This window comes from Streptomyces sp. NBC_01451 (genome assembly GCF_036227485.1).
In the GTDB taxonomy this organism is placed as follows: domain Bacteria; phylum Actinomycetota; class Actinomycetes; order Streptomycetales; family Streptomycetaceae; genus Streptomyces.
Genome location: NZ_CP109479.1, coordinates 3465793 through 3480078 on the forward strand (window position 1 = coordinate 3465793; position 14286 = coordinate 3480078).

Sequence of the window (14286 nt, forward strand, 5' to 3'; positions counted from 1 at the left end):
GAAACGGCAGGGGAGACGGCCGGGCCGGCCGGCCCCCGGAAGGTATCCCCTCGCGAAGGCCGGCCGGCGTGTCGACCCGACCAGTGGTCCAACCACTGCTCGTCGAGCTGATGTTCACCTAGCCGAGGGCCTTCTTGAACTTGTCCCAGTCCTTGATGGCCTGCCGGTCGCCCCAGCCCTTGAAGACCTTGCCGCCTATCTTCTTGATGAGCTTTCCGGCCGCCCCGCCGAAGCCGCCGATGGCGGCACCGATGAGGGTGGCCTTGATGGCGCCCTTGATGGTGTAGCCGTGGCCGCCGTGGTGGGTCCACCAGTAGCGGGCGAAGCCGGTGATACCGCCGCCGACCGCGCCGCAGATGATGGGTCCGGCAAACGGCGCGCACGCCGCCGCGGCGAGCGACCCGACGAGCGTCACGCCGAGGCTGCACCAGAAGCCACAGCTCCTCGCCTTCTTCCGGCCGTCCAGGTCGTACGAGCCGACCGGGTCGCCGGGGTAGACATAGGAGTTGGCGTTCGCGCCGTAGACCGGGTCGGTCTGGAGGAACCGGCCGAGGGTCGGGTCGTAAGCGCGGGCACCCAGGTAGCTGAGACCGCTCACACCTGAGGTGGACCGGGCATAGGCGCCCAGGTACCCGTAGGTGGCCGCCGTGGTGGCGTCGAGTTGCTGCCCGTACTCGTCGTAGTGCTGGACCGTGCTGGCCTCGTTGGCGTCCAGCGACTGCTGGACGATCACGTCGCCGTGGATGTTGGCGAGTTGCAGGACCGTTCCGCCACTGGCCGTGGTCTGGGCGGCGAGGCTACCCGAGAGATCCTGGACGCTGCGACCGACGGTGCCATCGGCGGAGGTCCAGACCGGCCGGTCACCATCGTCGCCGTAGTGGTTGGTGATGGTATCGGTCGTGCTCCAGGTGCCGTCCGTGGCCTGGGTCTGGGCGGACCGGACGGCGAGGCGACCGGCCGCGTCGAGGGCCCAGGTGCCGCGGTCGGTCCCGACGGTCTCCGTACGCACCAGATCGTTGGTGAAGTACGTCAGGCTCCGGGTACCGGCGGTGGTGGTCCGGCCGAACGCGTCGTAGGCGTAGCCGGAGTTCACCAGGCGGTTGGCGCTGTCGTGGGTGTACGACGTGGTGGCCGTGGTGTCGTCGTCGGTCGTGGTGGTGTCGCAGTCGTCCGACGTGGCTGTCAGGGCAGTGCGGTTGCTACTCACGTCGAAGGTATAGGCGCGGGTGGTGCAGCCGGTAGACGTGGTGTCGCTCGCCTGGGTAAGGCGGCCTGCACTGTCGTAGGTGTAGTCGGAGCGTGTGGTAGAGCCGTCGGTCTGGGTGTGGCCGGCCTGCTGGCCCGTGACCGTGTACGTGGCCGAGTCGGCGAGGAGCGTGGTGCCGTCCGCGGCCGTGTAGGCGCGGTCGGTCTCCTGGCCGGCCGGGTCGGTGGCGACGGTCAGGGTGTAACTGCCGGGCAGGGTCTCGGAGATGAGTGCGCCGTCTGCGTTGTACGTGCCGGTGAAGGTGCCCGCGACCGAGTCAGTGACCGTCTTGAGGTCACCGGTGGTGGCGTAGGCGTAGGTGACGGTCGACGGCGCGGAATCGGTGGTCTTCACCTTCCGGTCGAGGACATCGTGCGCCGTGGTGCTGGTGTTGCCCGCGCCGTCGCTGTAGCCGATCCGGCGCCCGAGGCTGTCGTAGGTGTAGGTGACGGTCTGACCGTTGGAGGTCAGTGAGGCGAGCTGCCCGTTGGACGTGTTGTACGTGTACGTGGTGGCCGGCGTGTCCGTGCCGATGCCTCCGGTGACCGCCGTGTTGGTCGTGCGGCTCGTGCTGTCCACGGTGTTGGTGGTCGTGCGGGTCACAGAGCCCGAGGTCTCCGTCTTGACGGCAGGCCGGCCCCAGCGGTCGTAGGTGTAGACCGTGGTGACCGCGTTGGCCGGGTTGCTGCCACCGCCGGTGATCGTGGCCGCAGGAGCGGTCCTGCAGAGCAGCCCGTCCCACTCGATGGACGCGCAGGTGCCGGTCGAACTCGCACTGTAGTAGCTGTAGTTGAGCGCCGCAGCGTCCGAACCGGTGGAACCCGCGGTACGGGTGGTGGCCACGCGACCGGCGCCGTCGTACGTCGCCACGATGTCCGTGGTGTCGCCACCCACGGTCTTCAGCTCCTGGCCGGTGGACCAGTCGTACGTGGTGGTGACCGTGTGCGTCTCGGCGTCGGTGGCGTAGCCGGGGATAGCCGCGCCGGTCACGGCCGAGGTGACCAGGTTGGAGACGGCGGCGTCGGTGGGCTTGTTCTCGTCGTAGGTGTACGCCGTGTGGGCGTGGGCCGGGATCGCTGTGCCCGCGGCCAGGGTGGAGTCGGCGGTGGTGCCGGTGAGTTCCTCGGTGAGGGTGATCTCGTGCAGGGGGCCGTACTCGTCGGTGAGGCGTTCGCCGTCCGTCGAGTACCCCGAGACGCTGGACAGGAGTTGGGCGCGGTCGGCGGTGGACAGGTCGGTCAGGCCGAGTGAGGCCAGTTCGTCGGCGGCGCCGGAGGACGTTCCGAGCGCCAACTCCCGGTTGGCGGCTGTCAGTTCGGTGACGGTGTTGCCGTAGTCGTCGTACTCGGTGGTGGTGATGGCGCCGCCGGGTCCGGCCCGGTTGGTTTCCGTGCCGTCCGCGTTGATGTAGGTGATGCTCGCGCGGTCGTAAGAGGTGGCGGTCAGGTCGCTGCCGGTGTTGGAGGCGGGGACGCTGTCGGCCGGGAAGACGGCGGTGGCGTCGGTGGGTGCCTCGTCCTGGGCCCAGGTTGCGACAGTGGTGGCGTCCATCTGGTAGGGGGCGGTGGTGCCGGAGAGCGGGACGTCGTAGACGACGGTGGTGGCCGCCGTACCGGAGGTGGTGCTCGCGGTGCCTTCGGCGAGTGCCGGACGGGACGCCTTGAGGAGCATGCCGGTGCCCGAGGTCAGGGCGGAGCCGGCCGTGCCGTAGGTGAACGTCCAGGGGAGTTCACCGGGTTCGGTGAGGGTGGCGACGCGGCCGTCGGTGCCGTAGGTGTACTCCGTCTTCAGCGCGGGGCTGATCCGGGGGTCCCACACCTGGCGCAGCTGGCCGGCGGTGTTGTACGTGTACGAGGCGATCGTCTCGGCGGTCGAGGCGGAGGCGTCGGGGGTGGTGGCCCACAGTTTGACCGACGTGACCTGGCCCGCGTAGTCGCCGAGGGTGCTGGAGGTGGCGGTGGTGGCCGTCGCGTAGATGTATTCCAGGACGCGGCAGCCCTTGGTGGCCGGGGTGGCCTGGCAGGTGGCCGCGGTGACCGCGCCGGTGGGGGAGATCACGTACTTCGGGCGGGCCAGCGTGTTGTTGCCGACCGTGACGGTCTCCGAGGCGATGGTGACGGCTGTGTCGTCGACCGCCGTCGCCGAGGAGGCGAGCGTCCAGGTGACCGCGTCGGTCGCCGCCTTGGTGAACACCGTGGTGTTGGCGTCGGTGTCGGTGAGGGTGAAGGACGTCCCGGACAGGGTGCCCGTCAGGGTCAGGAGCCCGGCGCCGGTCTCGGGCTGCCAGCCGCTGCTGGTGGCGGTGAAGGCGACCGAGCTGCCGTCCGCGGACAGCAGTTCCACCGAGGTGGCGGAGGTCTTGCGGAGCTGGGTGAAGTCGGTGCCGACGGCGTCGACCGAGGAGGCCCAGCCGGGGCCGAAGATCTGCGCCTGGCCCTCGGTGTTGGTGCTGTTGGCACGCGAGGAGTACGTCCGGTCCACGCTCGCGGCGAAGGCGGAGGCGTCGGTGGCGGACAGGGTGTAGTCACCGGTGAGCTGGTTGACCTCACCCGGGCCGACCTGGGCACCCGGCGCGTTCCCGGCGTCGCGGTCGAGGGTGACCTCGGTGGTCTGCGAGTAGCCGGTGGTGGTGCCGTCGGTGAAGGCGGCCCGCAGCTGGATCACGCCGTCCTCGGACAGCGAGTTGACGGTGTTCCAGACCAGTTTGGTGGCGGTGCCGCTGGTGACGGCGACCGGCCAGGCGGAGACGGCCGCGCCGGAGGCGGTGACGTCGACGGCCGGCACGGTGTGCCAGGAGTCGGTCTCACCGCGCCGGTACTGCCAGGTCACCCCGGTGTAAGAGGTGAGGCCCTTGGCGGACAGGGTCAGGCGGCGGGCGGTGGTGTCACCGTCGGCCGGGGAGAGGATCGCGGCCCCGTCGGCGCCGACACCGAAGGTGTAGGCGGTGGTTGCCGTCGAGAGGTTGCCGCCGGAGTCGACCGTGCGCGCGTACAGCGTGTGCCAGCCGTTGGCCGGGTTGATGCTGACGGTCTGCGCGTCACCGCCGGTGCCGTTGGTGGTGTCCAGCTTCCTGTTCGGCAGGGACGTGTCGTCCAGGCCCCAGGAGTATCCGGCGCCGTCGGTGGAGGCGGTGTCGAGGGTGCAGGACACGGCGTCGTCGGCCTTCGCGGTCCAGCCGTTCTCCGTGTACGTGTCACAGGTGAGGGTCGGTGCGGCGGGCAGGCCGGTGTTCATGACGAACGTGGTGTAGCCGGTCCAGGAGCCGTAATCGGTGCCGTCGTAGGCGCGGACGCGGTAGCGCAGGTGGGCGCCGGACGGGAATGCGCTCGCCGACGGAATCGTCAGCTTGGCCGCCGAGCCGGAGGACACCGACGAGCTGGTCGCGGTGTAGGAGTACGTGGTGTCCGCGTACGCCGGGTCCGCCGTGATCTCGAACTGGCCCTTGGTGGCGGAGCCGTCCGGGTCGGTGACCTTCGCCGAGAGGGTCGGGGTGAGCGAGGTGACGTAGCGGTAGCCGTTGTAGGCGTTGACCTGCGAGGGCGCGATCGCCGCCGAACTCGGCTTCGCGGGGTAGGAGTTGTAGGTGACGGTGAGTGCCGGCGCGTAGCCGCTGGTCGTGTAGTTCGCGGAGCGGAAGCGGCGCCAGGTGGTGGAGTCGGTCTCGTCGGTGCCATAGACCATGAGGCCGTAGTTGGTGGCGCCGTCGGCCCAGGCCTGGACGATGGTGTCGATGTCCCAGTTGGACCAGGCGGCCGAGCAGTCCGAGGAGTAGCCGCGCGGCACCAGGTTGTTGACGGCGCCGGTGCCGGTGGACGAGGGCCGGGTGTCCCAGGTCAGGGACGTCGAGGACCAGGCGGAGGTGATACGGCGGACCGTGGTGCCCGCTCCCTCCCGGGAACAGGTCGAGGACCAGTAGCTGTAGAGGGCGAAGTTGGTGTCGGTGATGTGCTTGCCGGCGAACTTCGACACGTCGAACTTCAGGTACGAGCGGGCCTTGTCGGCGCCGGCGTCGTAGGTGCCCGACTTCAGCTCCTGCGAGGAGACCTGGGAGTCGGGGTAGTCCGGGGTCTGGATCCAGGTGTCCGTGGTCACCGCGAGGGTGGACGTCGGGTCCACCGTCACCGGATAGGTGAGATCGGAGTCGGCGAGGAAGTCCGCGTCGGGGGTCAGGACCAGGGTCTGTGCGCCGTCGTCGGCGGTCTCGACCTTGGTGGTCACCCGGGCCTGGTGGTCCGGTTCACCCGAGGATTCGTTCCTGCTGGAGTCCCACATCATCGGGGCCGGGGCCTCGGCCACCAGCCTGCCCGCGGAGTCCTTCAGCAGCAGGTGCCCGGAGTCGGCCTGGGACAGCGTCAGTCCGTCCAGGTGCAGCGGGATGCGGTAGGAGACCGGGCTGTCCGGCGCCTGGTCGAGGATGACGTTCTGGGAGAAGCCCTGTGCGAGAGCGCTGACCGTCAGGGTCTGGCCGTCGCCCAGGTCGTAGGAGGCGGTGTTGTCGGTGACCGTCGGGGTGGGCAGTTTGTCCTGCCAGCCCATTCCGAAGGACGTCTCCCCCTTCGACACCGACGCCAGCGCCGTGTCCCCGCCGTCCGACACGGTGATGTCGGCGGCCGTGGCCTGCGGGGTCAGACCGGCCCCGGTGTCCGACAGCGACGTGTCGATGTCCTTCCACACCCCGTCCTGCCGCACGCGGACCGGGCCGGCGAACGTCTCCGTCTGCAACTCGCCCGACGGCAACGCGTACGTCGTCGAATCCGCCGCCCGCTGCGACAGCACCTCGATCCTGCGGCCCTCAAGACGGGCCATCAGCAACGCCGAAGCCGTCGAATCCGCCGACGACGACACCGACTCCACAGCCGCAGCCGACGACGCCTTCGCGCTGCCGGAATCGACAGCCGCGAAGGCCTGTCCGGAGCCCAGCGACACCAGTGCCGTCTCCGCCGCCAGTACAGCCGCGACCGCAAGCGCGGTCCGGCGCAGCGATGCGCCCGTTGTTCTGTCCCGCCCCCGTGAGGCAGGGAAGACACGTCTTCCCTTGAGTCCCATGCGCACTCCTGTGATCACGCCACGACACTTGTTGCGTCCTGAGCGGGCCTGATCAAAGCAGGCCTGTGTGAGGAGTTCTCCACGCTTTCACTGCTTGTTGCCCACCGTGACCCTCAGATCCTCCTCAATAGTCTTGACGTGAATTCGGTCAACACGTTTCGGCCACCGGAAGATGCGCTTCCACTGAGCGCTTCCTGTGGGCCGGCTTCGGCGAATAGGGCATCTCGGGCCCGCCATCGACAGACACTCAGCGGATCGACAGGACACACTGCGGGCTCCTCGGCCGCGAACCTTTATCGACCCGTGATCATCACTGGTTGTGATCAGGCCCGCCGGGACGCCAGTTCCACCACGGTGATGTCCGACGGCGCCCCCACCCGCGTGGGCGGACCCCAGGCGCCCGCGCCCCGGGAGACGTACAACTGAGTGTCCCCGTAGCGCTCCAGGCCGGCGAGGGTGGGGTTGGCGAGGTCGGCGACGAAGTTGCCGGGCCACAACTGGCCGCCGTGGGTGTGGCCGGAGAGCTGGAGGTCGACGCCGTGCTCGACGGCGTCGTGGATCTGCACCGGCTGGTGGGCCAGCAGCACGCTCGCCCGTGAGGTGTCCCGGTCGCCGAGCGCCTTGGCGAAGTCGGGGCCCTGGCCCTCGCTCTCACCGGCGATGTCGTTGACCCCGGCGAGGTCGAAGGCGGGCAGTTCGACGCGCGCGTTCTCCAGTGGGCGCAGACCGAGCCGCCGCACCTCCTCGACCCACTGTTCGGCGCCGGAGAAGTACTCGTGGTTGCCCGTCACGAAGAACGCCCCGTGCCGTGCCCGGAGTTGGGCGAGGGGTGCCGCCGCCGGACCGAGGTCCTTGACGCTGCCGTCGACCAGGTCGCCGACGACCGCGATCAGATCGGGCTGGGTGGAGTTGATCGTGTCGACGACCTTCTGCGCGAAACCCCGGCCGAGGACCGGCCCGAGGTGGATGTCGCTGACGACGGCGATCCTGAACCCGTGGGCGCCGCGCGGGAGTTTGGCCAGCGGCACGGTGACGCGCCGCACACGGGGGCCGCGTACGACGCCGTACGTGCCGTATCCGACGGTCCCCGCGGCGGTCACGGCCGCGGCGCCGGCCACGACACGGGAGACGAAGAGGCGCCGGGAGGGCGCGGCGAGGAGACGGGGGGAATCCGGGGTGCCGGAGGTGTCCGGCCGGTCCGGGGTGCCGGAAGCCCCCGACGCGGCTTGCGGGCTTTCGGGGGCGCCTGCCGGGACGGTCTCCGCCCTCCGGAGCGGTACGGGCTCCGACACGGGTGCCTCGGCCGGCCCGCGCCGCTCCAGGAACCGCCGCAGCAGTGGCCGTACGAGTTCGCCCGCGATCAGGGCCAGCCCCAGGTACACGAACAGGGCCAGCCAGAGGAAGCCCGGCCAGGCCAGCGTGCGCTGGAGCCAGAAGGGCGCGCCGCCGCGCTCGGCGGCCAGGGCCGCGACCATCATGACGGGCAGGGCGACGAACACCACCGTGCCGACGCGGCGGGCGAGGCCGGGCCCGGCGGTCGTGTCGCGCACCAGGCGGCGCCAGACGTACCAGTGCAGCCCCACCAGAGCGGCTACCGCGACGAGCAGGAAAACGATGACCATGCGGGTGTGTCCCCCGTTATGAGGTCTGGCGCAAAGCGCGCAGTCCGCGCAACCCGATGCCCCCGACGATCGTCCCCAATACGAAGGAGACGACCGCGAGCACCAGATGCACCCAGAAGTACGCCGTCGGAGTGCCCGCGTCGTCGAACGCGAGCCCGCTGCTGTCCTTGACCAGATTCTTGATGAAAGTGACCCAGATGACCCAGCTCCACACCCCGAAGGCGAGCAGGAACCAGGAGACGGGGCGGCTGAGTTTCACAAGAAAGGGCCTTTCATCACTGAACCGGGCAACTCGGTCCGGCCCGGCCGGACAGGGGTCCGGGGGTTGTCCCCCGGATGAGCACAGCGTGGGTTCAGTATCGCCGCTCGGCGCCCGGGCCCGTGGCCGGGGTGGGGAGGGGGGTTGGCGGGTCCGTTCCGGGGGCGGTGCGACTTCATGGGCCGGTACATGTACGTTCTCCGTCGTGCCCGCCTCGAAAAAGACCGCCAAGCGAACCTTGCTGGTCACCTCCGCCACCCTGCTGTCCGCCGCGCTGACCGCGCCCGTACCGGCGTTCGCGGCCCCCAAGCCGACGCCGAGTGCCTCGCCGTCGGTGACTCCCCCGGCGAAGATGTCGACCGTGGGCGGTGAGCGGCTCGGACAGGCCGGGACTCAGGTGAACCTCTCCGACGGGGTGCCGGTGATCCCAAAGGACATCACCGCCCGCTCGTGGATCGTCTCGGACGCCGAGTCCGGCGATGTGCTCGCCGCCCACAACGCGCACTGGCGGCTGGCCCCGGCGAGCACCCTGAAGATGCTGTTCGCCGACACGGTGCTGCCCAAGTTCCCGAGGACGCTGAAGCACAAGGTCACGACCGCCGAGCTGGCGGACGTCGGCGCCGGTTCCAGCATGGTCGGCATAAAGGAGAAGGAGACGTACACGGTCCACGACCTGTGGCTCGGCGTCTTCCTGCGGTCCGGGAACGACGCGGTGCACGTGCTCTCCCACATGAACGGTGGCGTCGGAGCCACGGTCAAGGAGATGAACGAGCACGCCGAGGAGCTCCAGGCACTCGACACGAACGTGGTGAGCCCCGACGGCTACGACGAGCGGGGGCAGGTGTCGTCGGCGTACGACCTGACGCTGTTCGCCCGCTCCGGGCTGCAGAAGAAGGACTTCCGCGAGTACTGCTCGACCGTTTCGGCCAAGTTCCCGGGCGAGACGAAAAAGGACAAGAAGGGCAAGCTGGTCCGCGGGTCCTTCGAGATCCAGAACACCAACCGGCTGCTCGCCGGCGACTCGGACATCCCCGTGTACCAGGGCATCGCGGGCGTCAAGAACGGCAACACCACCAACGCGGGCGCGACCTTCACGGGGGTCGCCGAGCGGGGCGGCAAGGTGCTGCTGGTCACGGTGATGCACCCGGAGAAGAACGAGCACAACGAGGTCTACAAGGAGACCGCCCGGCTGCTCGACTGGGGCTTCAAGGCCGCCGGGAAGGTGCAGCCGGTGGGTGAGCTGGTCGCGCCCAAGGGGGCGGAGGGGTCGAGCGCGCAGCCGGGCTCGACCGACGGCGCGGACTCCGGTTCCGACTCGGGGGAGGCGGGGGGTGGCGACGGGTCCGGCAAGGGTGACTCCTCCGCGTCCCCGGTCGCGAACACGACCGCCGGGTCCACGGCGGACGAGGGCGGGATGGGCATCGCGCTCGGAATCGCCGGTGGGGTCGTGGTGGTGCTGGCGGGGGGCGCGTTCCTGATCAACCGGCGGTGGCCACTGCGCCGACGCTGACCGCTGATTGCGCCCCCGCCGCCCTTACCCGTCCCGTCCCTGGGGGCTGCCTCCCCCAGACCCCCGCTGTCGGACTTCCCAGCCCCTCCGGCGTTTGAGGAGCGGGGGTTCGGGAGCAGCGCCCCCGAGGACGGGAAGGGTAGGGGCGGCGGGGGCGAGAACCCGGTCTCGCCCCATCACTCCGCAGCGGCACCGCCACCGGCACCGTCGGACACGTCCTCGCTCGGCGTCGCCGTCCAGGACGCGCAGAACAGGACGAGTTTCGACGTGAAGTTGATCCACAGCAACAGGGCCACGGGGACGCCGAACGCGCCGTACATGCTCTTCGCCGCCACCCCCTGCATATAGCCGCTGAGCAGCAGCTTCAGCAGCTCGAAGCCGGCGGCGCCGATCAGCGCGGCGACGAACAGACGACGCCGGGTCGGTTCCACGCCGGGCAGCAGGGTGAGGACGTACAGGAGCAGCAGGAAGTCGGCGAGGACCGCGACGGCGAACGCGGCGAGGCGGAGCAGGACCGCGCCCCAGCCCGCCTCGTCGATACCGAGCCCCCGCGCCGTCCAGCCGACCGCCGCCGACGCGACGGTGGACGCGGCGATCGTGACGAGGACTGCGCCGCCGAGCCCGACCAGCACACCGGTGTCCTTGACCTTGCGCAGGACGGGGTTCCCCTCGTCCTCGGGCACCTCCCACACCGCCCGCAGACACTCCCGCATCGAGCCCACCCACCCGATGCCGGTGAACAGCAGCACGGCGCCGGCGATCACCCCGATCGCGCCCGCGTTCTCGACCAGACCGTTGATGTCCAGTTGCTCGGAGATACCGGGCACCTGCTCGGCGATCTTCTCCTGGAGCTCCTGCTGCCGCCCGGTGCTGAGCGTGGCGGCGGCGATCGCGGCGGCCACGGTGAGCAGCGGGAACAGTGCCACGAAGCTGATGAAGGTCATCGCCGCCGCGAGCCGCGACCACTTCACCCGGTCGAGACGCTCGTACGACCGCCACACGTGCGTGGTCATCAGGCGGACGACGATCGGTCCGACGCCGGGGAGCTTCTTCAGCCAGTCCATGATGACCTTGTACCCCGGAAGCGCCTGTCAGTTGTGGTTCTCGGGGGTTCTACCTGGCCGGAAGGGGGCCGCGCTCCACGTGGGCCGCCTGCGGCGGCACGACGGCCGCGCCGAAGGTGTACTCGCGCAGCTTGCGCCACACCTCGTCGGGCCCCCGCTCGTAGAGCGCGAAGCCGGTGCAGGGCCAGTCGGCCTCGTAGTCGGCGAGTTCCGCGAAGGCGCGGTCCATCGCCTCCTCGGCGATGCTGTGCGCGACCGTCACATGCGGGTGGTACGGGAACTGAAGCTCGCGCGCCACCGGGCCGGAGGCGTCCCGGACCTGCTTCTGCAGCCAGGTGCAGGCCTCCGCGCCCTCGACGATCTTGACGAACACGACGGGCGACAACGGCCGGAAGGTGCCCGTCCCGGAGAGCCGCATCGGGAACGGGCGGCCCGCGGCGGCCACCTCGACGAGGTGTGCCTCGATGGCGGGCAGCGCCTCGGAGTCGACTTCCGTGGGGGGCAGCAGGGTGACATGGGTGGGGATACCGTGTGCGGCGGCGTCGCCGAAGCCCGCACGCCGCTCCTGGAGCAGGCTGCCGTGTGGCTCCGGGACCGAGATCGACACACCGATCGTTACGGTCCCCACGTCGTCTCCTGTTCGTCGTCCCGGTGTTGCTCTTGCGGTGTCGCGTGTGCGGTGTTGCTCGTGCCCGTGTTGCTCATATGGGCTGTTGCTCGTACCGGTCGGCTATCGACTGTACGGCCACGTCGGGTCTGCGGGCAGGCGCAACCATAGTGATGTGCAGCGCTCTGATACCGCGTCGTGCGCCGTGCGGTGGTACTGGTACCCGTGCGACGACGGTTCAGTGCTTCGCGGGCAGGAAACCGACTCGCTCGTACGTCTGGGCGAGCGTCTCCGCGGCCACGGCCCGTGCCTTCTCCGCACCCTTGGCCAGGATCGAGTCGAGCGTCTCCGGGTCGTCCAGATACTGCTGGGTGCGCTCCCGGAACGGCGTCACGAAGTCGACCACGACGTCGGCGAGGTCCACCTTCAGCGCACCGTAGCCCTTACCGTCGTAAGTCCGCTCAAGTTCGGCGACATCCGTGCCGGTGAGGGTCGAGTAGATGCCGAGCAGGTTGCTGATGCCGGGCTTCTCCTGCGGGTCGAAGCGGATCACGGTGTCCGTGTCCGTGACCGCGCTCCTGACCTTCTTGGCGGTGACCTTCGGGTCGTCGAGGAGGTTGATGAGGCCCTTGGGCGTGGACGCCGACTTGCTCATCTTGATCGACGGGTCCTGAAGGTCGTAGATCTTCGCCGTCTCCTTCAGGATGTACGGCTTCGGGATGGTGAAGGTCTCGCCGAAGCGGCCGTTGAAGCGCTCGGCGAGGTCCCGGGTCAGCTCGATGTGCTGGCGCTGGTCCTCGCCGACCGGTACCTCGTGCGCCTGGTAGAGCAGGATGTCGGCGACCTGGAGGATCGGGTACGTGAACAGCCCGACGCTCGCCCGGTCGGCACCCTGCTTGGCGGACTTGTCCTTGAACTGGGTCATACGGGACGCCTCGCCGAAACCGGTGAGGCAGTTCATGATCCAGGCGAGCTGGGCGTGCTCGGGGACATGGCTCTGGACGAACAGCGTGCAGCGGTCGGGGTCGAGCCCGGCCGCGAGGAGCTGGGCGGCGGCCAGCCGGGTGTTGGCCGTGAGCTCCTTCGGGTCCTGCGGGACCGTGATCGCGTGCAGGTCGACGACCATGTAGAACGCGTCGTGGGTCTCCTGGAGGGCAACCCACTGGCGTACGGCGCCGAGGTAGTTGCCGAGGTGGAACGAGCCTGCGGTGGGCTGGATTCCGGAGAGCACGCGGGGACGGTCAGAGGCCATGCTTTTTATTGTCTCAGAGGTGCGGGGTGGTTTCGGTACGCGGGGAGCCGCGGGCCGGTGGGGGCCGTTCACGCCCCGCGGCGGAGCCGCAGACAGATGCGGCCCCGCCCCCTGAGATCCTCAGCCCAGGTCGATCTCCGGATACAGGGGGAAGCCCGCCACCAGGTCCGTCGCCCTGCGGGAGATCTCCTGTGCCACCTTCTCGTCCAGGACGTGGGATGCCTTCGACGCGGCGCCCGACTTCGTCGTGCCCGGTTCCGCCTCCGTCAGGACTCGGTCCATCAAGGACGCCACCTCGTCCATCTCCGCCGTGCCGAGGCCACGCGTGGTCAGCGCGGGTGTGCCGATGCGGATGCCCGACGTGTACCAGGCGCCGTTCGGGTCGGCCGGGATGGCGTTGCGGTTGGTGACGATGCCCGAGTCGAGGAGCGCGGTCTCGGCCTGGCGGCCGGTGAGGCCGTAGGAGGAGGCGACGTCGATCAGGTTGAGGTGGTTGTCGGTGCCGCCGGTGACGAGGGTGGCGCCGCGGCTCATCAGGCCTTCGGCGAGGGCGCGGGCGTTGTCGACGATGCGCTGGGCGTAGTCCTGGAAGGCGGGCTGCCGGGCCTCGGCGAGGGCGACGGCCTTGGCTGCCATGACGTGCGGGAGGGGGCCGCCGAGGACCATCGGGCAGCCGCGGTCGACCTGGTCCTTGAGGGAGTCGTCGCACAGGACCATGCCGCCGCGCGGGCCGCGCAGGGACTTGTGGGTGGTCGTGGTGACGATCTGGGCGTGCGGGACCGGGTCGAAGTCGCCGGTCAGGACCTTGCCGGCGACCAGTCCCGCGAAGTGGGCCATGTCGACCATGAGGGTCGCGCCGACCTCGTCGGCGATCTCGCGCATGATCCGGAAGTTCACCAGACGGGGGTACGCGGAGTAGCCCGCGACGATGATCAGCGGCTTGAAGTCACGGGCCGACGTGCGCAGCGCCTCGTAGTCGATCAGGCCGGTCGCCGGGTCGGTGCCGTAGGAGCGCTGGTCGAACATCTTGCCGGAGATGTTCGGGCGGAAGCCGTGGGTGAGGTGGCCGCCGGCGTCCAGGGACATGCCGAGCATCCGCTGGTTGCCGAAGGCCTGGCGCAGCTCGGCCCAGTCGGCGTCGGAGAGGTCGTTGACCTGGCGGGCGCCGGTCTTCTCCAGGAACGGGACCTCGACGCGGTCGGCGAGGACGGACCAGAAGGCGACGAGGTTGGCGTCGATGCCGGAGTGCGGCTGGACGTAGGCGTGCCGGGCGCCGAAGAGTTCGCGGGCGTGCTCGGCGGCGAGCGACTCGACGGTGTCGACGTTGCGGCAGCCGGCGTAGAAGCGGCGGCCGACCGTGCCCTCGGCGTACTTGTCGCTGAACCAGTTGCCCATGGCCAGCAGGGTGGCCGGGGAGGCGTAGTTCTCGGAGGCGATCAGCTTGAGCATCTCGCGCTGGTCGGCGACCTCCTGGCCGATGGCGTCGGCGACGCGCGGCTCGACGGCGCGGATCACGTCGAGGGCGCTGCGGAAGGCGGTGGATTCGGTGGAGAGCTGCTCGGTGGAGAGGGGCTCGGCTGACATCGGGACCTCCGGACGTGGCGTTCGGCGTTCACGGCTCGGCCCAGGCGCACGGCACTCACTCACGGACCCCGGCAACGGGTTGCGACGGGTCCTGGG

The 14286-nt window shown here is 69.8% G+C and carries 8 protein-coding genes; 1 reads left to right on the plus strand and 7 read right to left on the minus strand.

Going from position 1 to position 14286, the window contains the following annotated elements; genetic code table 11:
• Positions 1 to 118 precede the first annotated feature (118 nt).
• The 3 genes from OG595_RS15080 to OG595_RS15090 all read right to left on the minus strand — a co-directional run bounded on the left by OG595_RS15080 (position 119) and on the right by OG595_RS15090 (position 8173).
• Complete coding sequence (locus tag OG595_RS15080) at positions 119 to 6292, minus strand: DNRLRE domain-containing protein (RefSeq protein ID WP_329272210.1); 6174 nt, start codon at positions 6290 to 6292, stop codon at positions 119 to 121.
• A gap of 323 nt (positions 6293 to 6615) precedes the next feature.
• Positions 6616 to 7914, minus strand: a complete 1299-nt coding sequence (locus tag OG595_RS15085; RefSeq protein ID WP_329272213.1) for a metallophosphoesterase — start codon at positions 7912 to 7914, stop codon at positions 6616 to 6618.
• Positions 7915 to 7930: 16 nt separating this feature from the next.
• Complete coding sequence (locus OG595_RS15090; protein ID WP_329272216.1) at positions 7931 to 8173, minus strand: SCO4848 family membrane protein; 243 nt, start codon at positions 8171 to 8173, stop codon at positions 7931 to 7933.
• A gap of 205 nt (positions 8174 to 8378) precedes the next feature.
• Between OG595_RS15090 and OG595_RS15095 the strand changes: the two genes are divergently transcribed.
• Positions 8379 to 9683, plus strand: a complete 1305-nt coding sequence (locus OG595_RS15095; protein WP_329272218.1) for a D-alanyl-D-alanine carboxypeptidase family protein — start codon at positions 8379 to 8381, stop codon at positions 9681 to 9683.
• A gap of 176 nt (positions 9684 to 9859) precedes the next feature.
• Here OG595_RS15095 and OG595_RS15100 read toward each other — a convergent pair whose 3' ends face one another.
• From OG595_RS15100 to OG595_RS15115, 4 genes are all read right to left on the minus strand, one after another.
• Positions 9860 to 10747, minus strand: a complete 888-nt coding sequence (locus OG595_RS15100) for a YihY/virulence factor BrkB family protein (protein WP_329272220.1) — start codon at positions 10745 to 10747, stop codon at positions 9860 to 9862.
• A gap of 49 nt (positions 10748 to 10796) precedes the next feature.
• On the minus strand, positions 10797 to 11375 hold the full coding sequence (locus OG595_RS15105; protein WP_329272223.1) for a 2'-5' RNA ligase family protein: 579 nt from the start codon (positions 11373 to 11375) through the stop codon (positions 10797 to 10799).
• A gap of 217 nt (positions 11376 to 11592) precedes the next feature.
• Positions 11593 to 12606 (minus strand): tryptophan--tRNA ligase, encoded by a 1014-nt coding sequence (trpS, locus tag OG595_RS15110; protein WP_329272226.1) that lies wholly within the window; start codon positions 12604 to 12606, stop codon positions 11593 to 11595.
• Between the two features lie 120 nt (positions 12607 to 12726).
• Positions 12727 to 14190 carry a glycine hydroxymethyltransferase gene (locus OG595_RS15115; RefSeq protein ID WP_329272228.1) on the minus strand — a complete coding sequence of 488 codons (1464 nt, stop codon included), beginning with the start codon at positions 14188 to 14190 and terminating at the stop codon, positions 12727 to 12729.
• Between the last annotated feature and the right edge of the window lie 96 nt (positions 14191 to 14286).

Coding starts and splice junctions, on each gene's coding strand:
- OG595_RS15080 (WP_329272210.1), bottom strand. CDS start 6,292: ATGGGACTCAAGGGAAGACGTGTCTTCCCTGCCTCACGGGGGCGGGAC.
- trpS (WP_329272226.1), bottom strand. CDS start 12,606: ATGGCCTCTGACCGTCCCCGCGTGCTCTCCGGAATCCAGCCCACCGCA.
- OG595_RS15100 (WP_329272220.1), bottom strand. CDS start 10,747: ATGGACTGGCTGAAGAAGCTCCCCGGCGTCGGACCGATCGTCGTCCGC.
- OG595_RS15085 (WP_329272213.1), bottom strand. CDS start 7,914: ATGGTCATCGTTTTCCTGCTCGTCGCGGTAGCCGCTCTGGTGGGGCTG.
- OG595_RS15115 (WP_329272228.1), bottom strand. CDS start 14,190: ATGTCAGCCGAGCCCCTCTCCACCGAGCAGCTCTCCACCGAATCCACC.